This window comes from Faecalibacterium sp. BIOML-A4, assembly GCF_009679665.1.
Classification (GTDB): domain Bacteria; phylum Bacillota; class Clostridia; order Oscillospirales; family Ruminococcaceae; genus Faecalibacterium; species Faecalibacterium taiwanense.
On sequence record NZ_WKZG01000006.1, the window covers coordinates 29,099 to 50,468 of the forward strand.

The window sequence follows — 21,370 nt, forward strand, 5'->3', positions numbered from 1 at the left end:
CTTAGTTTTCCTCCTGCTCCAGCGCGGCGTATGCGGCGTTCAGTTCCTCAATTGCGATCTTGTACTCGTCATCGTTGGGGCCCTTGCCGTGCCAGTCCACAGAGTTGGTCATATAGGAAACGCCCTTGCCCTTTGTGGTGTCCATGATGATGCAGGTGGGCTTTGCAGTCTCTGCATGGAATGCCTGCATGGCGGCTTCGATCTGGTCGTAGTCGTGGCCGTCGATGGTGACAACATTGAAGTTGAAGGCCTTCAGCTTCTCTTCCAGCGGGGCGCTGTTCATCACGGTCTCGGTGGTGCCGTCGATCTGCAGGTGGTTGCGGTCCAGCACAACGCACAGGTTGGAAAGGCCGTAGTGTGCGGCAAACATGAAGGCTTCCCAGCACTCGCCCTCTTCCACCTCGCCGTCGCCCACGATGGTGTAGACGTTGATGGGCTTGCCGGCGTGCTTGGCACCCAGTGCCATGCCGCAGGCGGCAGAGATGCCCTGACCCAGACTGCCGGTGGACATATCCACGCCCGGGGTCTCGTTCATGTTGGGGTGGCCCTGCAGATAGCTGCCGATCTTACGCAGGGTCTTAAGGTCTTCCACCGGGAAATAGCCGCGCTCTGCCAGCGCTGCATACAGTGCCGGTGCTGCATGGCCCTTGGACAGCACCAGACGGTCGCGGTCGGCCATCTTGGGGTCCTTCGGGTCAATGTTCATTTCCACGAAATAGAGGTAGCTCAGCAGCTCGGCGATATCCAGACTGCCGCCCGGATGACCGCACTTTGCGCTGTGCGTGCCCTCGATCACGCCCATGCGGATGTGGCAGGCGTGCTTGGCCAGAGTAAGTTTTTCTGCATTTGTCATGATGGTCCTCCCGTATGAACCTCAGATTTGCACATGTTCAAAAAAGCCTTTCGTCAGCGCCGGTGCAGTCCTGCTGCCCGCAGCGCGCTCTTTTTCAAGTTTATATTAGCTATTCTATGCAAAAAGGTCAAGCTTCTTCATGCAAAATGTACACACGCGGGGAAATATTCATGGAAATTTCCCGCTTTTTGGTCAAATTGCAGGAACATACAGCCCCTTGACCGTCCTTTTTTCTTTCCACTGTCTTGATTGACATTAAACGATCAGGTGCTGTACAATATTTTAAATGCCGTTTTACGCTGCCTTTTATTTTCACTGGAGGATATCATGGAACGAAATTATAGCATCGACTTCCTTAAAATTCTTTTTGCCCTCTCAATTGCGTGCGGACACTTCAAAGGTTCTGTCCTTTCAAGCGACTTGATCGTTGAGCTGTTTTTTATTCTCTCCGGCTTTTTTCTCGTCAATAGTTTTTACAGCGGTAAATATCACGGCGATGCACTTTCTTACACCGCCAGCCGCTTAAAGCGGATCTACCCTTATTATCTGCTGGCCTTTCTCATCCTTTTTATTTCTTTCAAGTCTGCCGATCTGCTTCATCCCATCCGTTTCCTCTCTGATTTTGCTAATACAGTTCCAGAAGTCCTGCTTGTACAGAGCATCGGCGTGTTTTCTGGCGGCATCAATTATCCGCTTTGGCAGTTGTCCACTCTGATCGTTGCCTCTCACATCCTGTTTGCACTTATAACAAAGGATGATCAAATCACCCTGAATGTGATCTGTCCGCTCACCGCGATTTGCTCTTTCACTTACTTTTCCAATGCATTTGGCACCCACACTGTGGAGTATTGGGGTGGGGTAGGCAACTTCCTTTCCGGCCCTCTTATTCGCGCTTTCGGTGCGCTCTGCCTTGGCATGATGGTTCATCGTCCTCTTCTTGCACTTTCTGAATTTATCCGAACAAAGCTTTCTGACTGTGCTGCTTTTCTGCTTTCTGCGCTGCTCATTGTGCTGTTCTGGCTTGCCCGCGACAGCTATGCCGCGCACCTGCTGTTTATCGTTTTTCTTGCTTTTTGTCTTTCCGGAAAAGGCATCCCTGCTTTGTTCAACCACAAATTTTTCGCCTGTGGCGAAAAACTTTCTCTTGCCATCTATCTGAATCAAGCCGCGGTGATCTTCCCCACCTATCATAACATGCCGTTTCTTGCACGTTTTTCAGACACTGTACAAACGCTGCTCTTTATCCCGGCCATGTTGTTATTTGCTGTCCTGTTTCTTTTTATAGCCAATCACCTTTTCGCATGGATTCGGGCACAGATGGACAAAACCAGCATTGTATCTTGACGTGCACCAGCCAAGTCTGCTATAATTTTCACAGATTCCGGTACGAAGCCGGGTGTGCGGACAGAAGCCCGTGTTCTCCATCCTTTATCCACCGCTGCGCTTACGCAGCGGTGCAGCGCAAAGCCCACAGGGGGCCTTTGCGTTCTGCCATCTTATTTTTGCTGCTATAGACACCACGAAGGGGTCTGCCATCGGCTTGTAAGCCGGGCAGACCCCTTTTTTGTCTGGCCAAAGGAGGAAGCTTTTTATGAAAACGAACCCCCATTCCACCACCCGCAGCCTCGTGCTGGCTGCACTGTTCCTTGCACTGGCCTTTGTGCTGCCCATGATTACCGGCCATGTGCCGCAGGTGGGCAACATGCTGTGCCCGATGCACTTTCCCATTCTGCTGTGCGGCTTTGTGCTGGGTGGCCCATGGGGCCTTGCCGTGGGCTTCATTGCTCCGCTGGTGCGGTCGGTGCTGTTCGGCATGCCGCCCATGTTCCCCATCGCCATTGCCATGGCCTTTGAGCTGGCCGCCTACGGCCTTGTGTCCGGCGTGCTCTGGCACAAGGTGAAGCACACCGTGCCCATGATGTACGCTTCTCTTGTCACCGCCATGGTGGCAGGCCGTTTGGTCTGGGGTGCAGTACGCTTTGTGCTGGCCGGCCTGACCGGTTCCAGCTTCCCGTTCAGCGCGTTTTTGTCCGGTGCACTGCTCACCGCTGTGCCGGGCATCGTGGCTCAGCTGGTGCTCATCCCGCTGATTCTGATTGCTCTGCAGAAGGCAAAGTTTATGGATTGACTTACTATTTAGGCTGCCCTCCGCTTTGCTCTGCAACGGCGACGACCGCTGCCTGCGGCAGAAACAAGGAGGAGCCGTTGGGGCTGCGGCCTGCTGGGTGCGAGTGCCGCCTAAGGCACGAAGCAGACACAGGGAGCCGCAACCCGAATATCTTCAGCGGAAATTTTATTTTTATTATTACAGAAGAGCAGCGGCTGCGGCCGCTGCTCTTCTGTTTTTTCACGGGAGGGGCCGTAATGAAAACGCCCTGCTGCCCGTTACATCTTTTCCCGTAAAAAGCGAAGGGGCTGTTGCCAAGAACTCCCTCCGTCACGGAGGGAGCCTGACATGACGGTAAGCTGTGAAGCCTCCCTCATTGAGGGAGGTGGCATCGCGTAAGCGATGTCGGAAGGAGTTTGGCAACAGCCCTTTTCTATATTTTTAAATTTTTCAGTTCTTCTTACCGGTCAGGAACTCCGGCAGGGGCTTGCCCTGCTTGCTCCACTGATGATACTCGGCGGTGGCAGCGAACTCCACGTCACCGGCAGAGTTCAGGGCAGTCTCCACAGAGTCCTGCACCACGCCGATGATGAAGCCGACACCCACCATCTGCATGGCGACATCGTTGGAGATGCCGAACAGGGAGCAGGCCATGGGGATCAGCAGCAGGGAACCGCCGGCCACGCCGGAAGCACCGCAGGCACCCAGAGCGCTCATAGCGCTCAGCACGATGGCTGCAGGCAGAGACACCTGAATGCCCAAGGTGTTAGCAGCGGCCAGCGTCATGATGGTGATGGTGATGGCGGCACCGTCCATGTTGATGGTGGCGCCCAGCGGGATGGAGACGGAGTACATATCCTTGTCCAGACCCAGCTTTTCGCACAGGGCCATGTTCACGGGGATGTTGGCGGCGGAGCTGCGGGTGAAGAAGGCGGTCAGGCCGGACTCACGCAGGCAGCGGAACACCAGCGGATAGGGGTTGCAGCCCAGATAGATAAACATGATGAAGGGGGAGACGATGAGGGCCATGAACAGCATGGTGCCCACCAGCAGGGCCAGCAGCTTGCCGTACTGGGTAAAGATGGCAAGGCCGTTGCCGGAAACATTGGTGTAGACCAGACCCATGATGCCGAAGGGAGCAAGATTGATGATCCAGCGCACGATCTGGGAGACCGCATCGGCGGTGTTTGCCATAAAGGTCTTGGTGGTGTCAGAGCCGATCTTCTTCATGGCCACGCCGAACATGCAGGCCCAGAACAGGATGCCGATGTAGTTGCCGCTCATGATGGCACTGACGGGGTTTGCCACAAAGTTGGTGAGCAGAGTGCCCATCACTTCGCCCAGACCCTGCGGCACCACGTCCGACTGGGCAGCGTCTGCCAGCACGACCGTGACCGGGAACATAAAGCTGGTCGCCACTGCGATGGCCGCAGCCAGAAAGGTGGTGAGCATGTACAGCCAGATGACCGTGCCGAAGCGGCGGTCCAGCTTGGAAGAGCCCTGTGCCAGAGCACTTGCCACGATCACGAACACCAGCACCGGGGCGATGCCCTTCAGTGCGCCAACGAACAGGCTGCCCAGTTCACCCACCCAGCCTGCACCGGGGGCCACCAGAGCCAGCACCGCACCGATGAACAGGCCGATCAGAATGCGAACGATCAGGCTGATGCCGTTGTAGCGGGCAACTGCCTTATTCAACGTTTTCATATAGACACTCCTCTTTCCTATTGTACGCCAATGGCGCACAGCTTCCTGTCTCTTACACAAGGACGGGTGTTATTATAGCACATACGGCAGAGAAATGAAAGCGTTTTCAGACATTTTTCGTTCACAAATTTGCATTCAGGTCGGTGCCCATGGGGGTTTTCCGTTGATCTGTATTTGTGACAAGGACAGGTTTGCTTTTCAGGAAAAATAAAAGGGGCTGTTGCGCAAGGATAAAATCCAGTGCAACAGCTCCAGAGGTTTTTGTATTTTTATGCTCCCAGCGGCTGGGTGGGAGCAAGCTTCTGGTAGGCAAAGCGGGGCGAGCCGTCTGCCACATGGATGACACCGCAGCGGGTAAAGCCGTTCTTTTCCAGCAGATGCTGCATGACCTTGTTGTCGGCGTGGGTGTCGGCACGCAGGCTCTGGCAGTGCTCCATGCTCCAGTCCAGCACGGCCTTGCCCACGCCCTTGTGCTTTCCGGCCGATGCCAGACGGTGCACCGTGCCATAGGGCAGGGTATCGTCCAGCCACTGGCCGTCCTCAATGGCGGCGTAGGTGGGGTCCGCCCCCAGAATAAAGGCAAATACGGCCTCGATCTGGCCGTTGACCACATAGAGGAACAACCGGTTCGAGTCAATATCCTCCTCCAGCAGTTCCTGCGGCGGGAAATCATCCCCCCACTGGGTCGGGTTGCCAGATGCCTTCATGACTGCACGTGCATGGGCGTAGATCTTCAGGATCTGGGGCAAATCCCCTCTCACTGCTCCACGAAACATTCATTCCACCTCGTCTTTTCTGCGCTGCGCTCGGTCCGGCACAGCACTTTGAGAATTGTTCTTATTGTACTACAAATTACCATAAAAATCCAGTTCCCGCACCAAAGTACCTTAAAATGCTCCAAAACGGCAAAAAGCAGGGGCTGCTGCACTTTCGGCTAAAACGATGTGCAGCAGTCCCTGCTTTTAGAGTAAGTACCTTATGCGCTGGCGCGGCCATGGCCGGTGCGCACCAGCCGGTATTCCCGCGGGCTGAGACCATACCGCTCGTGGAACAGGCGGTAGAAATAGCTGGTGTTCTCGTAGCCCACCAGAGAAATGATCTGCTGGATGTTCATGTCGCTGCGGCGCAGCATGCGGGCAGCGGTCTCCATACGGTGCTTTTGCAGCAATTCCTTATAGGTGCGTCCGGTCTGGGCACGCACGCACTCGCTGACATATGCCAGCGAAACGCCGTACTCCCGTGCCACGTTGGAAAGGCTTGCTTCGCGGTAATTCTGGGTGATCTCTTTGAGTGCCGCCTGCACCAGTGCTTCGCGGCTGACCGTTCCGGCCCTGACTTCCGGCAGGATAGGATTCGTCTGTGTCATCTGCGTTTCCTCCGTAAAGGGTGCGGCGGGCGGGGACTGGGGGATGTCGGACGCCCGCCGCACAGGGAATGGCGGCTCCTGCCGCCCTACACCTCAGATACGAACCGACGCACCGGAATATTGCAGAAAGCTAAAAAATTTTTAGTCAATTTTCGTTGTAGGAGTCAGACCCCTCTCAGTCACGCCTGACGGCGTGCCAGCTCCCCCGAAGGGGGAGCTTTATCGGCACGAACCGGTAGATGCTTAAAAGCTCCCCCTTCGGGGGAGCTGGCGAACGCAGTGAGCCTGAGAGGGTTTTCGTCCTGCAGAAAAAGACCGCTTCCGCACCGGGCAGAAACGGCCTTTTTCAGGAGAAATAAAGAAAACACGAACCCTCAAAAATGAGGAAGGGAAATGCTCAGAACATGCTCTCGTCCTTATAGCGGCCGGTGCGCACGAACTGCACCCACTCGGCCACATTCACGGCGTGGTCGCCGATGCGCTCCAGATACTTAATGACCATCAGCAGGTCCAGCGCTGCATCCACCTTGCCGGGGGCTTCGGCGATCTCCTGCGCCAGCTGATGCTTGATGGCATTGAAGTCGTAATCCACCGCGTCGTCTGCGGCGATCACCCTGCGGGCGGCATTTTCGTCCTCTGCCGTCAGGGCATCGAGGGCATCCAGGATCATCTGGTGGGCCTTTTTGCCCATGGCAATGGCCTGACTTACCGCCGCGTCGCCCTCTTTGCGGACGGTGACAAGGTGGGGGATGATCTCGGCGATGTCGGCGGCATGGTCGCCGATGCGCTCAATATCCGTGACCACCTTCATGGCAGTGGAGATGCGGCGCAGATCGCCTGCCACCGGCTGCTGACGCAGCAGCAACGTCATGCAGCGGTGCTCGATATCCCGCTCCATATTGTTGATGCGGGCATCCTCCTTCACGATGGCCGCAGCCGCATCGGCATCAGCAACGCAGAGCGCTTCCAGAGCGTTCTCCACGGCATCGGCAGAGTTGCGGCCCATTTCGGTCAGCGAATTTTTCAGCGATTCCAGATCGGTGTCGTACTGTTTACGGATACTCATAGCTGTTTCCTCCTTTAACCGAACCGACCGGAAATGTAGTCCTCGGTGCGTTTATCCTGCGGTGCGCTGAAGATCTGGGCCGTGGGGCCCACTTCCACCAGCTCGCCCAGCAGGAAGAAGGCGGTGCGGTCACTGATACGGGCCGCCTGCTGCATGTTGTGGGTAACGATGACCACCGTGTAGTTCTTCTTCAGCTCACTCATCAGCTCCTCCACCTTCATGGTGGAGCCGGGGTCCAATGCGCTGGTGGGCTCGTCCATCAGCAGCACTTCGGGCTTCACCGCCAGTGCGCGTGCGATGCACAGACGCTGCTGCTGTCCGCCGGAAAGGCCCAGCGCGCTCTTTTTCAGGCGGTCCTTCACCTCGTCCCACAGGGCCGCGCCCCGCAGCGAGCTTTCCACCAGCTCGTCCAGCTCAGCCTTATTGCGCACGCCGTGCAGCTTGGGGCCGTAGGTGATGTTGTCGTAAATGCTCATGGGGAAGGGATTGGCCTTCTGGAACACCATGCCCACCCGGCGGCGCAGGTCGGTAAGCTGCATTTCCCGGGCAAAGATGTCCTCGCCCTTCAGCCGCACATCGCCCTCGATGCGCACATTCGGCACAAGGTCGTTCATGCGGTTGAGGGTCTTTAAAAAGGTGGACTTGCCGCAGCCGGAAGGGCCGATGAGCGCGGTGATCTCCCGCTCGCCCACGTCCAGCGAAATGCCTTTCAGCGCCTTGAAGTCGCCGTACCAGAGGTTCAGGTCTTTTGCCGATATCACCGGCACATTCGTGTTTTCCATAGAATACCTCATTGTTGAATTTCAACAGGAAGTTTACTGTTTCGGCCCTTCCCGTGAAAAGGTAGATTTGAAAAATCCGCAGATTTTTCAAATCTACGAAATTAAAAATAATTTTTCCGCTATTCATGGCCAGAGCGAATGCGGAGGCCATTTTGAGCAGTAAAATCAAATTTTACTGTTTCTGTTTCAACTTAGTCTTTGCCAGCCGCGCCGCAAGGTTGATGGCCAGCACCAGCACCAGCAGCACCGCGCCGATGCCCCATGCGGAATCAAAATCGCCGTCCTCAAAGGCACGCAGGTACAGCAGCACCGACAGGGTGGCACCGTTGGAAGTGTAGGCTTTGGCCACGCTCTTGGCAATGACCTCTGCGGCACCGGCGGTGAAAAGCAGGGCGGCACTTTCGCCCACGATGCGGCCCACAGCCAGAATGCAGCCGGTCACGATGCCGTCGATGCTGCAGGGCAGCACGATGGTGCGGATGATGTGCCACTTGCCTGCACCCAAGCCCATGGCACCCTCACGGTAGCCCTGCGGCACCGTCTTGAGGGATTCCTGCGTGGTTCGGATGATGGTGGGCAGGTTCATGACCACCAGCGTGAGTGAACCGGACAGCAGACAGGTCTGGAAGCCCAGCGCCTGACTGAACACCAGCATACCCACCAGACCGTAGATGATGCTGGGGATGCCCGCCAGCGTTTCGTTGGTGAACTCGATGACCTCGATGAGCCGCCGGTTGGAGGCATACTCGGTCAGGTAGACCGCCGCGCCCACGCCCAGAGGCAGTACGATCAGTAATGTCAGCACAATGACATACAGTGTGTTGAGGATGGCAGGCAGGATGCCGTCGGTCTTTTTCAGCACACTGGCAGTGGTAGAAAGGAACTTCCAGCTGATGTGGGGGATGCCCCGCACCAGCACCATGCCGATGATACCGGCCACCAGAACCATCACCAAAACGGCGCTGGCCCAGACCAGTGCGGTCATGACCCGGTTCCACATCTGACGGGAAGGCGAAAGGCCCTTATTCATCGCGGCTTCCTCCCTTCAGCACAACGTTCAGCACAACATTGATGATCATGATAAAGACGAACAGCACCAGCGCGATGCTGAACAGTGCCTGCCGCTGCAGACCGCCGGCATAGCTCATCTCCTTGGCGATGGCGGTGGTCAGGAAGGTGACGCTGCGGAAGGGACTGTCCGGCATGTTGGGGCTGTTGCCTGCCACCATCATCACCGCCATGGCCTCGCCGATGGCACGGCCGATGCCCAGCACAATGCCTGCGGCAATGCCGCTTTTGGCTGCCGGAATGCTGATCTTGAACCATGTTTCGGTGTCGGTGGCACCCAGTGCCAGACTGCCCTGCTCATACTCCGGCGGCACGGCGTTCAGTGCCGTGACCGACACAGACACGATGCTGGGCAAAATCATGATGGAAAGCACCACGATAGCGCTCAGCAGGCAGGCACCGGAAGCCTTGCCGAAGGTCTTTGCCACGGCGGGCACCAGCACCTGCATGCCCAGCAGGCCGAACACCACGCTGGGGATGCCGGACAGCAGCTCGATGGCGGTGACCACTACGGTGCGCAGCTTGGGGTCGGCGGCCTTGGAGAGGAACACCGCCGTCAGCAGGCCGATGGGCACACCGATGATGGCAGCGCCCAGCGTGCCGTAGATGCTGGACAGGATAAAGGGCAGGATGCCGAACAGCGGCTGGGCCGCCGTGGAGGCCCACTTTGTGCCGAACAGGAATTGGAACAGGCCGATCTTGTGGATGGCCGGCACGCCGGAGATCACCATGTACACCGAGATGAGCACCACGCAGCCCACAGCCAGCATACCGCACAGGAAGAAGATGAAGTTCATCACCGCTTCCAGCCATTCGGCGGGGGTGCGGGGCAACCGCACCCGGCTCAGATAGGATTTTTTGTTCATAGCTGAAATCCTTTATAAAAGCCGCGTCGGCCCGCAGAAACGGCAGCCCGACGCGGCGGGGTATTTTGTGAACGGCCTCGCCCTCTAACCGTTACTCGTTCACCGGCACAGCGCCTGCGGTGCGGATGAGGTCGGCTGCGTCCTTGCTGGTGGCAAAGTCCACAAAGGCCTGTGCCTGCTCCGACAGGGTCACGCTCTTGTTGGTGACGAACACGAAGGGACGCTGAATCTTGTAGCTGCCGTCCTTGACGGTGTCCTCGCTGCACTCCACACTCTCCACAGTGACCATGGCGACGGTGTCGCCCACAGCGGACAGGGAAGCGTAGCCGACGGCCAGAGGATTGGCCTCCACAGCGCTGATGACAGCGCCGGTAGCGGTCAGCTCCTGTGCGTACTTGCAGCTGTCCTTCACGTCCACGATGCTCTCAAAGCCATCTCGGGTACCAGAACCGGCCTCGCGGCCCACCAGAACGATCTCGCCGTCGTCGCCGCCCACATCCTTCCAGTTGGTGATCTCGCCGGTGAACATCTGCTTCAGCTGGTCCACGGTCAGGTCTGCCACCTTGCTGGCCTTGTTGACAACGATGGCGATGCCGTCCAGAGCCACGGTGGTGCCGTCCACGTCGTTCTTCTCGTCGTCCTTCAGGGCGCGGGAGGACAGGCCGATGTCCAGCGTCTTATCGGTAGCACCGGTGATGCCTGCGCCGGAACCGGTGGGGTCGTAGCTGACGGTGACACCCGGCTCCACCTCGGCAAAGCCCTCGGTCAGGGCTGCAATGACGTTCTTCATAGAGGTAGAACCGCCGGTAGCCACATTGCCGGACAGGGTGCCTGCAGCGGTCTCAGCAGCGGCAGAAGAAGAGGTGGACTCCGCAGCAGAGGATGCCACAGTGGAAGAGGCTGCGCCGCCGCAGGCGGTCAGAGCCATAGCCGCAGCAGCAGCGCCGCAGACAGTGATAAACGAACGACGAGTGATCTTTTTCATAACCCTTTTCCTCCAATAAATGCCGGAACGCCGTTCCGGCCGATGTTTTCTTGTGTTTTCCTTGGGAACGGCCTTATTGTACCGCACCGCCATGCGCGCTGCGACCATGTACGCGCAAAATGGAGGTAAAGCTTTTGCACAGGCTCCGGCGGCTGTGTCAAGCCTGCGTAAAGCCGGCATGAAAAGCCTGTACTCAAATTTTACAAACAGGATAAATATGCCGAAAATGCCATTTTCCGGCTGGGCAAAACGACAAAAAGCCCCGGGCACTCTTTCAAAGAATGCTCGGGGCAAAAGGGTCTGCGGGTCAAACCGTGGTAAGGGAAGGCAGAGTCTTGGTGGCTGCATAGCCGCCATTCTTCTTGACAAGGAACAGCGTCTCGCTGATGCCGTTGATGACGATCTTCAGCACCGCAGGCTGACCATTCCGGTAAGCTTCCTTGATTTCTGCATCGGGGAAGTTCAGCCTCAGATCTTTTTCCTCTGTGGCAAAGGGCTTGCCCAACAGCGTGTCGGAGACAAAGAGAGTCCCGGCGGGGGATACCTGCTTCAGCTTTGCTTCGCCCACGAAAGCTTGGAACATGTCGCCGTACTGTCCGCCCTGCCAGCTGCCGCCGCCGGCGTCATAGCGCAGTCTCACCTTGCCGGTGATGGCACCCTTGTCCGTGCCGGATTCCGTGCCCAGATCCACATCCAGACCAAAGACCTTCACGGTGAAGGGTCCGATCTGGACCTCGTCGTCTGCCAGCTGACCGCTGCCGCCGCAGCCGGTCAGCACGCCGGACAAAGAGATTGCTGCAGCCGCAGCTGCTGCGCTCTTCATAAAGGTACGCCGGGTCATTTTTTCTGCCATAATATTGCCCTCCTCTAAAAGCGTTTTTCTGTGCTTTTAGCGTACCACTTTTTGGGAGTCTGTCAACAAAAATATGACAAAAAGGCGCTCTGTACACATAATTTGCACAGAGCGCCTTCTGCTCAGCAGTATTTTGTTCCGTCCGGGCAGTAGAACTGCACGTACTTCTGCCACTCGGTCTCGCTGATGGTGCGGCGGTAGCAGTCCACCAGTGCATCCACGGCCTGCCGGTCCGCAAAGGTACCGGCACCCGGGCAGTCCAGCACCAGAATGCGGAACCATGCATCAAACAGGTGCTCGGTGAAGCCGGTGTCCCGCGCGCCGCACCGGGCATAAAAGCCCAGCCGCCGCACAGCCATAGTTTCGTCCTCCGCCTTATCCGGGCATTCGGCCTCAATGAGGATGGCCTGCGCACCGCGTTCGTGCTGCGGCAGGTCGGCCAGCAGCTGCGCGCCCAGCCCTGCAGAACGGTATTCCGGCAGCACGGCAAAGTAATCCAGCTGGCTCACCCTGCTGCCTGCCGGGCGCACCATGAGCAGGTACGCCGCCAGTGTTTCGCCGTCGAACACGCCCCATGTGTGGGCGGTGCCGTCCGCTTCGCTGTTCAGGATCATGCTCAGGGGCTTTAGCTCCGTGGGCGGAAAGTCCCGCCGCATTTCGTCCAGATAGACCCGCGTCAGTTCTTTTTCGTTCAGTTTCCGCCAGCTGTACACTTTGCTCATGGTTTTTCCTCCCGTATCTGCCTTTTGAACCAGTATAGCACACTCCGCGCGGGAACGCAAAAAGCCGCCGGGAGCGGCAGGCTCTGCCCTTCTCCCGGCGGCTTTTATGGGAATGCAGGAGCAACCAGTCTCCCGCACAAACTCCGTTCAGAATGCTGTGTGCGTTACAGCATCTTCTTCAGCTCGTCGTACACGAACTGAACCTTAGTGCCGATGATCACCTGGCAAGCGTTCTTGCTGGGGCGGATGACACCGGCAGCACCAGCGGCCTTGACAGCCTTCTCGTCCACCTTGGCGTTATCCTTGACCTCAAAGCGCAGACGGGTTGCGCAGTAACCAACTTCCTTCACGTTCTCCTTGCCGCCGACAGCAGCCAGAACAGCGGAAGCGACTTCGGTATAGTTGTTGTTTGCCAGAACGACCTTCTTCTCGGCCTCTTCGTCCTCGTCCTCACGGCCGGGGGTCTTCAGGTCGAACTCGGTGATGGCAAAGTAGAACACTGCGTAGAACACCACGAAGGCTGCGATGCCCAGAGGAATGATCATCCAGGTCTTAGCAGCTGCGGGCAGGGAAGCAGAGAACACCAGGTCGGTAGCACCTGCAGAGAAGCAGAAGCCGGCACGGAAACCGGAGTAGTAGGTGATGACGGTAAAGATGCCGTACAGAGCAGCGTACACAACGTACAGGGGGAAGCACAGGAACATGAAGCCGAACTCGAAGGGCTCGGTAACGCCGCAGACGAAGGCGCAGATTGCAGCGGACAGAACCAGGCCGATGGCAGCCTTCTTGTTCTTAGCGGTCTTGACCATAGCCAGAGCAGCGCCCAGGACACCGAACATCATGCAGGGGAAGAAGCCGGACATGTACATACCAAGGCTCCAGCCCACATCAGCAGAGGTCTCGCCAGCCCAGAAGTGGCTCAGGTCGCCCAGACCGATGGTGTCGAACCAGAACACGTTGTTCAGAGCGTGGTGCAGACCGGTGGGGATGAGCAGACGGTTCAGGAAGGCGTAGATGCCGGCGCCGATGCCGCCCATGCCAGCGATGCCGTTGCCGATTGCGACCAGAGCGTCGAAGATGACGGGCCAGACGAACAGCAGAACAACGGACACCAGAATGGAGATCAGACCGGTAGCGATTGCAACGAAGCGCTTGCCGGAGAAGAATGCCAGCCAGTCAGGCAGCTGGATATCCTTGAACTTGTTGTAGCAGGCAGCGCCCACAACAGCGGCCAGAATGCCGATGAAGGAGTTGCCGGCGACCTTCTGGAAGGCGATGTAGGTAGCAGTGCCTTCTTCCAGGTGACGGACCATGCCGACCACACCGGGGTTCAGCAGCTGCTGCATCATCAGGAAGCTGACCAGACCGGCCAGACCTGCGGTGCCGTCGTTGTCTGCAAGGCCGACAGCGGCACCAATGGCAAACAGCCATGCCATGTTATCGATCAAAGCGCCGCCTGCCTTGACCAGCAGGAAGCCAACGGTGTAAGCTGCACCGGAGGTTGCAGCACCGGGAACGCCCATAACGCCCGGAGCAAGGGCATAACCAAGACCCATCAGGATGCCGCAGATCGGCAGGACCGCGACGGGAAGCATCAAAGCTTTGCCCAGTTTCTGGAGATACTTCATCATAAAGCACATTCCTCCTTAAGAAATGTTTGTGTTTACAGACGCCTCTGGTTGCAGGCCGTCCATAATTCCGTAATAGAATAGTAACATATTTCCGCAAAAAAAGAAAGTCCCTTTCGCCTTTTTTCTATCAAAATGCATCAAAAGTCCTCATTTGGCAGTTTTTCAGTCGATAATTTTTGGGTTTTCCGCACAAGGGTCGTCTTTATGTTGAAAATTCTTTTCTTTTTACGTACATTTTGCCCAAAGGCTTGCATCCCACAGCCGAATCGGGTACTATACTATTATAAGAAAAGCGGGAACCCGAAGGAGGTTTATTTTATGGAATGGACTGATATCCGCCTGACCGTGGCCAAGGCCGACGCCGACAACGCCGAAGCCGTTGCCACCATGATCGCCGAGGGCGGCATCTATATCGAAGACTACAGCGACATCGAGCAGCAGGTGGCCGAGATCGCCCATGTGGATCTGATCGAGCAGGAGCTGCTGGACAAGCCCCGCGATACCGTTATCATCCATATGTATCTGGAGCCGGGCGCTTCCCCCGTGGAGACGCTGGCCCTCATTGCCGCCCGCATGGAAGCTGCAAACATCGCCTACACCGTGGAGACCGAGGGCGTGGAGCAGGAGGACTGGCAGAACGGCTGGCGCAAGTATTATCACCCCCTGGAGATCGGCAAACGTCTGGCGGTGGTGCCCTCGTGGCAGCAGTACGACACTGACCGGGTGAAGCTGATCCTTGACCCGGGCCTTGCCTTCGGCACCGGCGGCCACGAGACCACCAGCCTGTGCATGGAAGCGCTGGACGAGCGGGTGACCGGCGGCGAGCGGGTGCTGGACATCGGCACCGGCAGCGGCATCCTTGCCATTGCGGCGCTGAAGCTGGGCGCTGCTGTGGCCGAGGGCGTGGACATCGACCCTGTGGCCGTGCGCACCGCAGGCGAGAACGCCGCGTTGAACGGCGTGCAGGACAAGCTGACCGTGCTGGTGGGCGACCTTTCCGATAAGGCCAGCGGCAAATACGACATCATCACCGCCAACATCGTGGCCAATGCCATCCTGTCTCTGGCTCCTGCCGTGCCGGGCCTGATGGCGGAGGGTGCCACCTTTATTGCCAGCGGCATCATCGACAGCCGTAAGGACGAAGTGATCGCCGGGCTGGAAAAAGCCGGCCTTGCCGTGGTGGAAGTGAAGGAGAAGCGCGGCTGGGAGTGCATCGTCTGCAAGAAAGCGTAAGGAGATTTTATGCCGCACCGTTATTTTACCACCGAGATCTCTGACGGCACCGCCACCCTGCGCGGGGCCGATGCCCACCATCTTGCCCGCGTGATGCGTGCAAGGCTGGGCGATACTGTCATTCTATGCGATGGCAATGCCGTGGAATACACTGCCACCATCACCGGCTTTGGCGATGAGTGCGTGGAGTTCCGGGTGGAGCCGGGCTATCCCAGCGCCGCCGAACCCAGCGTGGAGGTCACTCTGCTGGCCGGCTACCCCAAGCAGGACAAGCTGGAGCAGATCATCAAGCACGGCGTGGAGCTGGGCGCAGCCCACATCGTGCCCTTCTTCAGCCGGTATTGCGTGGCGGCCCCCAAAAAAGAGGAGCAGAAGAACGAGCGCTACAACCGCATTGCGGCGGAAGCCGCCAAGCAGTGCGGCCGGGGCGTTCTGCCGGATGTGGCCCTGCCGCTGCCGAACTTTGGTGCCGTGTGCCGCACCTTTGCACAGTACGACCTTGTGCTGTTCTGCTACGAGTGCGGCGGCGCGCCCCTGCGCGACCCGCTGGCCGCAGCAAAGCCCGCCGATGGTGAAAAGCTGAAAATCGCCATCGTGACCGGAGCCGAGGGCGGCTTTGCCGCCGAGGAAGCCGAAATGGCCGCAAAGGCCGGTGCCAGAACGGTGGGCCTTGGCCCCCGCATCCTGCGGTGCGAGACCGCCCCGCTGGCCGTGCTTGCGTCCGTCATGACCCTGACGGGGAATCTGGAATAATGCTTTGTGCTGCCCGGCAGCGCCTGCGGGCCTTCCGGACAGCAACAAGGGGCCGCTCCCGGAAAGGAGCGGCCCCTTGTTTTTTTATTGGTCCGCTGTGCAGACGCAGGGCAGATCAGTCAATGAGACCCTTGTCCTTTGCATTCTGCCAGGTAAGGCAGACGCGCAGCTTGCTGACCGGGAAGCACGGATGGAACTTGTTGTTGTCCTCGTCGAACTTCATCAGCTCCTGCTCCACCATCCAGTGTGCAGCCTTCTGGGCATCGGTGTCGGCGGCGTCAATGTCCGCATACAGGTCCTCATCGGTCATGTTCTGCGGCTCTGGCTTGCCTGCACGCTCCCAGACCAGCTCTGCCAGCTCGATGCGGTCAGACGGCAGGGGGAGGCCCTGCATGTTCATCAGACGGTAGATGCCGGTGCCGGTCTCATAGGCACCCAGGATTACAGCGCCGCCGATGATGACACCGGGCAGGACGGGGTCCACAGGGTCTACCGGGTCCACAGGATCCACAGGGTCTACCGGGTCCACAGGGTCTACCGGGTCCACGGGGTCCACGATTTCGTACACGGCTCTGACCGTCACGTTGCCTGCGGGCATATCAAAGGTCGCCTTGGTCTGGTCCCCCTCATTGGGGAATTTCAGCAGGTCATTCTGTACAACGCCGTCCACCATCACGGTCCAGCCCAAGAACTTCAGTCCCTCGGGGGCTTTGTCTGCGGTCAGGGTGACCGGGGTGCCTTCGTAGATCTCGTCATTGGAGTCAACCTCGACGTCAACGCCCTCGTCCTTGATCGTTGCCGTGGCACCCTCGGCGGTCAGGGTGTAGCCGGGTGCCCGGTTGGTCAGGTAATAATAGTGGTGTACCTTTTTATACGCCACGCGGTAGTCATTCTGGCCCACAAGGTTCAGCTTGTTTGCATTGCCTTCGACCGTGAGCTGACGGCCTTCTGCCGGGTCGGCAACCTTGATGGTGGTTTGGGTGGTAAAGGTATCGCTGATGGTGATCTCCTTGCCGGACTCGAGGTAAATATCGCTCCCGTTCTCCTCAAACTTGGCGCTCTTCAGCTCTGCGGAGGTGCTGCTGCCCCGACCGAGATAAATGCCGTATTTGCTATTTTTGATCGTGCAGTTCTCAACGACCAGCTTGCCGCCGTCCCCATATTTATAATGGTATAACGACCCTGCCGGTTCGCCCGAAGAAATGGCAGCATTGTCACCCATGCAATCCACAGTGGCACCATTGACGCTCAATGTGCCGCCGTTCCATACCTTCAGTGCAGGGGACTCGTAGCCAAGATTAAGATACTGGTTGGTGTTGGTATAAGTACCGCCGACAAGGTTGGCGGTGGCGCCCGTCACAAACACATCGCAGTAGGTTCCGGTGACTTCGGCATCTGTGACGTTCAGCGTTGCATTATTGGCGACGCGCAGCGTCGGACGATCTTTGTATCGCGGGAGGTCCTTATAGGTGCGGGAGTAAGAGCCGCCGACGACATTGACCTGACTGTTCATGGCGTTCATGACCCAGCCGACGCCGGTGGCTTTCACATTCGTGAAGGACGAGCTGGGGGAATCATTGATCCAAAACGTTGCGCTGAAGCTCTCGCTGCAGTCGTAGGTGCCGCCGTTGACGATCACATTGGCTCCCTTATCTGTTTCAATAGCACGCATGACGGCGTTCATGGTGAGATCGTTAAACGTCCAGTTGCCGCCGAGCAGATAGCATGCGGCGATGTCGTCACACTGCACGTTATAGGTGCCGCCGTTAAGCACTGCGGTGCCCTTGAAGCTGTCTTCGGCATAGAAGCAGCGGATGAAGTCGCCTGCCATCTTGATGGTCTGCCCCTCAGCGTTGACGATCACGCTATTGGCGTTGCGGACTGTAATAAAGGTCGCATAGTCGTTATTGTGACTGTGCCCACCCTTATCAAAGGTCGTTTCTCCGGTGACGTTGATGACCACATCCTCGTCCTCAGCGTCGATCACGATCCCCTCTGTATAGGTACCGCTTATGGAATAAACCTTGCTGCCGCCATGCTCTTCAATGAACTTCTTGTTGATGGTCTCGCCGCCGGTCAGGGGGCAGGCCGCTGCCACCTCTCCGGAGGGCTCTGCAGGCGCATCGGAATTTTCCTGTGCGCTCACATTGCCTTCAAATTCTGTACTTCCCTCCAGAGCAAATGCGCTCACGGGAAGGACAGAGGTCATCATGCAGCCTGCAAGTACCGCACTGATGAGCCGTGTGCCAAACTTCTTCATAAAGATAACTCCTCTCTCGTTTTTTTCGTGCATGCAGGCTTTTTTCGCCTGCCCGCACGTTTTAAACATTTAAAGTATAGCATTTCTGCAGCAAGGCGCAATCTTCATTCTGTACGAACCTTTTGGACCCCCCCATTTTTTCGTGCGTTCTGTAAAAAAATGGAAGAGAGAATGCTTTCGCAGCCGCAGAAAAAACAGCCCGGAACGACCCACAGATCGTTCCGGGCTGCTGTGCCAAAAATGGTTTGGAGCGTCAGAGCTCCAGCAGAGCTTTCTTCACATTCAAAAGGTTCTGCGGGCTCACCGAGAAGCTGCGCAGGCCCAGCTGCAAATACTGCACCGTGTTGGCCGGGTTGCCCACCGCAAGGCCGCAGATAGTCACCGGCACATTGCGCACCTTTGCGGCATCCAGCACCATAGTGATAAGCTTTTTCATGGCGCTGCTGGCCGGGCGGTAGTAGTGCTCGGCGCTGGCAAGCTCCCGGTCTGCCGCGTGGGTGTACTGGGTCAGGTCGTTGGTGCCGACCACAAGAAAATCGACCCCGTGCTCTACAAATTCCTCAGCGGTCAGGCAGGCAGCGGGTACGCTGAGCATCACGCCGAACTTTGTATCTTCGTTGAACGCCACGCCGCGCTCCCGCAGGTGTTCGCGGCAGCGCTCCACCACACGCATGGCTGCGTCCCAGTCCTCCACATTCGTCACCATGGGGAACATCACCCGCAGCGGGCCGCGGGCGGCGGCGCGCAGCAGCGCACAGAGCTGCGTCTCGAACTGGTGGGGCTGGCGCAGACTGTTGCGGATGCCCCGCAGGCCAAGCTTGGAAGACTGCAGGCCCTGATAGGCGTCGGAAATGGTGCGGTCTGAGCCAAAGTCGAAGGTGCGCACCGTTACCGGGCAGCCCTTGGCGGCAGCAAGACAGGAGCAGTAGAAGAAATACTGTTCCTGCTCATCGAGGATGCGGCCCGGCAGCATCATGTAGCCGGTGCGCAGCAGGCCCACGCCCTGTGCACCGGACTGCATGGCCGTGTCGATGTCCTCCGGCCCAAAGCAGTTGGCCAGCAGCTCAAAGGGCTGGCCGTCCTTTGTCCTGTTGGGCAGAGCATGCAGCTGCCCCATCTCTTCGTTCTCCCGCTGCAGCTCGCAGATGCGGGTCTCGGCCTGCTGGCGGGCGGCAGCGTCCGGGTCCAGCGTGCACTGGCCCCCGGTGGCGTCCAGAATGACGGTGCGGCCGTCGCAGTCATCCAGAAAATCCCGGCCCACCTGCACGATGCCCGGGATATTCATTGCCCGGGCAATGATGGCCGCGTGGCTCTGGCCGCTGCCCTCTGCCGTGATGATGCCTAAAATCATGCCGGAGGGCACGCTGAACAGGTCGGTGGGCATCAGCCGCTCTGCGGCAAGGATCACCGGATGATCCAGCGCCAGCCACATGCGGGGGCGGTTGGTGATGATGTTGATGACCCGGCGGCTTGCGTCGAGAATATCCACACTGCGCAGCTGCATGTAGGGATTATCCTTCATGTTGGCCAGCTGGTCGGCGTAGCGCTGGCCCACCTGATTCATGGCCGCTGCCGCGCCGATGCCTGCATTGATGCAGAAGCGCACCTCGTTCATCATGCCCTCGTCGTCCAGCATCATGCTCTGGAACTGGAAGATGGCCTGTTCGCTGGGTGCGGCACGGTCTGCCATGGATTCCAGCTCGTCCTGCGCCGTGCGGATGGCATCGGTGAGCAGCTGCAGCTCCCGGGACGGTTTAAAGGGGCCCACGGTCGTGGTCTCCACATGGTGCTCCAGACGGCTCACCTGCCCCAGCACAAGGCCGGGAGAAGCGCAGGAACCTTTATACACTTTCATGTTCGGTCACCTCCGGCAAAAGCTCGGCTTCCGGCGTGGTCAGGGTGCGCCAGACCAGCGCCTGCAAAAAGGTATTGGGCAGCAGCGCGGCCAGTGCGGCCCGCGCCGCATCGGCACTGCCCTCAAACAGCGGTGCAAAGCTCTGCATCCGTGCCTGATCGCACTTTGCAAGGAATGCATCGCACAAAGTATGGGTGGTGTAGTAATGGGCCGGGTCCACACCGGCATCTTCCGCGGCGGCTTCCAGCGGGGCAAGGTCGGCATCCTTCATCTTGGCCAGCAGCAGGGCCGCATCCGCCGTCAGGGTGACCGGGTATTTCTCCCGCACGGCCTTTTGCACCCGCTCAAATTTTGCGTGGAACGCAGCAGCGTCCGCGCAGCTCTGGGCATCACAGGAGACAGCATAGGCACACCCCCGCAGATATCCCATAGCGCGGCGGGTATCATAGTAGCCCAGCTCGATGTTGCGGCGGGCGGTGTCGGGGTCAAAGTGCAGGATATCGCCCAGCTCCCAGTAGCTGCGCACCATCACGGTGGGCAGGCCGGTGAGGTTGGGGCGGGTGATGCCCACGCCTTCCAGATCGACGCACACCAGTTCATCCGCGCCCATGCGTTTGGCAAGACCGGTGGGCATGTTGTCGCTGTAGCCGCCATCCAGAAACTTGACCCCGTCGATCTCCCGCGCACGCAGGGCAGGGAAGCAGGCAGCGGAGGCCATCAGGTAGTCCTTGACCTTTCCTGCCGGGATCTCGTCCAGCGTCAGCTCCCGGGGCTTTAAGCCCCGCTGCTCCACCGTGACAAGGCCGAAGCGGATGGGAGCCGCGCGCAGGGCATCCTCGTCCAGAACCCGCTCCACGATCTCTTCCAGCGGGGTCACATCCATGCCGCCGGCTTTCACCACGCTGCGCAGGAACTGGTGCAGGGCCGAAAGGTCGGCATCCTCCTCCGGCAGCTCCATCACATCCTTGCTGCGGATGGCCAGCCACATATCGCGGGCCGTCTCGTACTGGTCCAGCACGAACATGGCACCGTTCAGGCTGCCAACGCTGGTGCCGGTAATGATCTGCGGGTGCCAGTCCAGCTCCATCAGCGCGCGCCACACACCCACCTGATAGCTGCCCCTGGCTCCGCCGCCCGCCAGCACCAGAGCTTTGCACGGAGCACTGCGTTCATCCATTGCATCCGCCTCCTTTGATCGTTTCCGGTTTTGTTCAGATTATAGCATATTTCCAGAGAAATTTCTTCCGTTTTTTGTAAATTGAT

19 protein-coding genes are annotated in these 21,370 nt (G+C 58.3%); 4 read left to right on the forward strand and 15 right to left on the reverse strand.

What is annotated here, in order from left to right; genetic code table 11:
* Position 1 precedes the first annotated feature (1 nt).
* The gene (locus GKG34_RS05410; protein ID WP_120080394.1) at positions 2-853 is read right to left on the reverse strand and encodes a transketolase; all 852 of its coding nucleotides are present in this window, start codon (positions 851-853) and stop codon (positions 2-4) included.
* A 327-nt stretch (positions 854-1,180) separates the two neighbouring features.
* Here GKG34_RS05410 and GKG34_RS05415 point away from each other — a divergent pair, with 327 nt between their 5' ends.
* On the forward strand, positions 1,181-2,197 hold the full coding sequence (locus GKG34_RS05415; RefSeq protein WP_154255739.1) for an acyltransferase family protein: 1,017 nt from the start codon (positions 1,181-1,183) through the stop codon (positions 2,195-2,197).
* A gap of 247 nt (positions 2,198-2,444) precedes the next feature.
* Positions 2,445-2,981, forward strand: coding sequence for an ECF transporter S component (locus GKG34_RS05420; protein WP_154255740.1), 537 nt, complete (start codon positions 2,445-2,447; stop codon positions 2,979-2,981).
* 429 nt (positions 2,982-3,410) lie between these two features.
* Here the strand turns inward: GKG34_RS05420 and sstT are convergent, their stop codons facing one another.
* From sstT to GKG34_RS05475, 11 genes are all read right to left on the reverse strand, one after another.
* Positions 3,411-4,658 carry a serine/threonine transporter SstT gene (sstT, locus tag GKG34_RS05425; RefSeq protein WP_347563429.1) on the reverse strand — a complete coding sequence of 416 codons (1,248 nt, stop codon included), beginning with the start codon at positions 4,656-4,658 and terminating at the stop codon, positions 3,411-3,413.
* Between the two features lie 278 nt (positions 4,659-4,936).
* The gene (locus tag GKG34_RS05430; RefSeq protein WP_005943700.1) at positions 4,937-5,443 is read right to left on the reverse strand and encodes a GNAT family protein; all 507 of its coding nucleotides are present in this window, start codon (positions 5,441-5,443) and stop codon (positions 4,937-4,939) included.
* Between the two features lie 200 nt (positions 5,444-5,643).
* Entirely contained in the window at positions 5,644-6,033 is a 390-nt protein-coding gene (locus GKG34_RS05435) for a helix-turn-helix transcriptional regulator (protein WP_097776900.1), read from the reverse strand.
* Between the two features lie 397 nt (positions 6,034-6,430).
* Complete coding sequence (gene phoU, locus GKG34_RS05440; protein WP_154255742.1) at positions 6,431-7,099, reverse strand: phosphate signaling complex protein PhoU; 669 nt, start codon at positions 7,097-7,099, stop codon at positions 6,431-6,433.
* A 14-nt stretch (positions 7,100-7,113) separates the two neighbouring features.
* The gene (pstB, locus tag GKG34_RS05445; protein WP_005943706.1) at positions 7,114-7,881 is read right to left on the reverse strand and encodes a phosphate ABC transporter ATP-binding protein PstB; all 768 of its coding nucleotides are present in this window, start codon (positions 7,879-7,881) and stop codon (positions 7,114-7,116) included.
* Between the two features lie 172 nt (positions 7,882-8,053).
* Entirely contained in the window at positions 8,054-8,911 is an 858-nt protein-coding gene (pstA, locus tag GKG34_RS05450) for a phosphate ABC transporter permease PstA (protein ID WP_097776899.1), read from the reverse strand.
* Entirely contained in the window at positions 8,904-9,815 is a 912-nt protein-coding gene (gene pstC, locus GKG34_RS05455) for a phosphate ABC transporter permease subunit PstC (RefSeq protein WP_097774558.1), read from the reverse strand. The genes pstA and pstC overlap by 8 nt, the downstream gene beginning before the upstream one ends.
* Positions 9,816-9,906: 91 nt before the next feature.
* Positions 9,907-10,800, reverse strand: a complete 894-nt coding sequence (locus GKG34_RS05460) for a phosphate ABC transporter substrate-binding protein (RefSeq protein ID WP_154255743.1) — start codon at positions 10,798-10,800, stop codon at positions 9,907-9,909.
* A 307-nt stretch (positions 10,801-11,107) separates the two neighbouring features.
* Positions 11,108-11,653, reverse strand: a complete 546-nt coding sequence (locus GKG34_RS05465; RefSeq protein ID WP_154255744.1) for a twin-arginine translocation signal domain-containing protein — start codon at positions 11,651-11,653, stop codon at positions 11,108-11,110.
* A 122-nt stretch (positions 11,654-11,775) separates the two neighbouring features.
* On the reverse strand, positions 11,776-12,375 hold the full coding sequence (locus tag GKG34_RS05470; RefSeq protein WP_154255745.1) for a GNAT family N-acetyltransferase: 600 nt from the start codon (positions 12,373-12,375) through the stop codon (positions 11,776-11,778).
* Between the two features lie 164 nt (positions 12,376-12,539).
* Positions 12,540-14,006 (reverse strand): PTS transporter subunit EIIC, encoded by a 1,467-nt coding sequence (locus tag GKG34_RS05475; RefSeq protein WP_154255746.1) that lies wholly within the window; start codon positions 14,004-14,006, stop codon positions 12,540-12,542.
* 318 nt (positions 14,007-14,324) lie between these two features.
* Here GKG34_RS05475 and prmA point away from each other — a divergent pair, with 318 nt between their 5' ends.
* Both prmA and GKG34_RS05485 read left to right on the forward strand, forming a co-directional pair.
* Positions 14,325-15,239, forward strand: coding sequence for a 50S ribosomal protein L11 methyltransferase (gene prmA, locus GKG34_RS05480; protein ID WP_005943732.1), 915 nt, complete (start codon positions 14,325-14,327; stop codon positions 15,237-15,239).
* Positions 15,240-15,248: 9 nt separating this feature from the next.
* Complete coding sequence (locus tag GKG34_RS05485; protein ID WP_154255747.1) at positions 15,249-15,992, forward strand: RsmE family RNA methyltransferase; 744 nt, start codon at positions 15,249-15,251, stop codon at positions 15,990-15,992.
* 115 nt (positions 15,993-16,107) lie between these two features.
* Here GKG34_RS05485 and GKG34_RS05490 read toward each other — a convergent pair whose 3' ends face one another.
* The 3 genes from GKG34_RS05490 to GKG34_RS05500 all read right to left on the reverse strand — a co-directional run bounded on the left by GKG34_RS05490 (position 16,108) and on the right by GKG34_RS05500 (position 21,284).
* On the reverse strand, positions 16,108-18,252 hold the full coding sequence (locus GKG34_RS05490; protein WP_154255748.1) for a hypothetical protein: 2,145 nt from the start codon (positions 18,250-18,252) through the stop codon (positions 16,108-16,110).
* Between the two features lie 253 nt (positions 18,253-18,505).
* Entirely contained in the window at positions 18,506-20,107 is a 1,602-nt protein-coding gene (locus GKG34_RS05495) for a putative PEP-binding protein (RefSeq protein WP_154255749.1), read from the reverse strand.
* A complete protein-coding gene (locus GKG34_RS05500) occupies positions 20,094-21,284 on the reverse strand; it encodes a patatin-like phospholipase family protein (protein ID WP_097774552.1) in 1,191 nt (396 codons plus the stop codon). Before GKG34_RS05500 ends, GKG34_RS05495 begins: the two co-directional genes overlap by 14 nt.
* Positions 21,285-21,370 lie beyond the last annotated feature (86 nt).

Bases quoted from the DNA above. Each gene is read 5' to 3' on its own strand.
- GKG34_RS05410 (WP_120080394.1), bottom strand. From the start codon at position 853: ATGACAAATGCAGAAAAACTTACTCTGGCCAAGCACGCCTGCCACATC.
- GKG34_RS05415 (WP_154255739.1), top strand. From the start codon at position 1,181: ATGGAACGAAATTATAGCATCGACTTCCTTAAAATTCTTTTTGCCCTC.
- GKG34_RS05420 (WP_154255740.1), top strand. From the start codon at position 2,445: ATGAAAACGAACCCCCATTCCACCACCCGCAGCCTCGTGCTGGCTGCA.
- GKG34_RS05430 (WP_005943700.1), bottom strand. From the start codon at position 5,443: ATGTTTCGTGGAGCAGTGAGAGGGGATTTGCCCCAGATCCTGAAGATC.
- GKG34_RS05435 (WP_097776900.1), bottom strand. From the start codon at position 6,033: ATGACACAGACGAATCCTATCCTGCCGGAAGTCAGGGCCGGAACGGTC.
- phoU (WP_154255742.1), bottom strand. From the start codon at position 7,099: ATGAGTATCCGTAAACAGTACGACACCGATCTGGAATCGCTGAAAAAT.
- pstB (WP_005943706.1), bottom strand. From the start codon at position 7,881: ATGGAAAACACGAATGTGCCGGTGATATCGGCAAAAGACCTGAACCTC.
- pstA (WP_097776899.1), bottom strand. From the start codon at position 8,911: ATGAATAAGGGCCTTTCGCCTTCCCGTCAGATGTGGAACCGGGTCATG.
- pstC (WP_097774558.1), bottom strand. From the start codon at position 9,815: ATGAACAAAAAATCCTATCTGAGCCGGGTGCGGTTGCCCCGCACCCCC.
- GKG34_RS05460 (WP_154255743.1), bottom strand. From the start codon at position 10,800: ATGAAAAAGATCACTCGTCGTTCGTTTATCACTGTCTGCGGCGCTGCT.
- GKG34_RS05465 (WP_154255744.1), bottom strand. From the start codon at position 11,653: ATGGCAGAAAAAATGACCCGGCGTACCTTTATGAAGAGCGCAGCAGCT.
- GKG34_RS05470 (WP_154255745.1), bottom strand. From the start codon at position 12,375: ATGAGCAAAGTGTACAGCTGGCGGAAACTGAACGAAAAAGAACTGACG.
- GKG34_RS05475 (WP_154255746.1), bottom strand. From the start codon at position 14,006: ATGATGAAGTATCTCCAGAAACTGGGCAAAGCTTTGATGCTTCCCGTC.
- prmA (WP_005943732.1), top strand. From the start codon at position 14,325: ATGGAATGGACTGATATCCGCCTGACCGTGGCCAAGGCCGACGCCGAC.
- GKG34_RS05485 (WP_154255747.1), top strand. From the start codon at position 15,249: ATGCCGCACCGTTATTTTACCACCGAGATCTCTGACGGCACCGCCACC.
- GKG34_RS05490 (WP_154255748.1), bottom strand. From the start codon at position 18,252: ATGAAGAAGTTTGGCACACGGCTCATCAGTGCGGTACTTGCAGGCTGC.
- GKG34_RS05495 (WP_154255749.1), bottom strand. From the start codon at position 20,107: ATGAAAGTGTATAAAGGTTCCTGCGCTTCTCCCGGCCTTGTGCTGGGG.
- GKG34_RS05500 (WP_097774552.1), bottom strand. From the start codon at position 21,284: ATGGATGAACGCAGTGCTCCGTGCAAAGCTCTGGTGCTGGCGGGCGGC.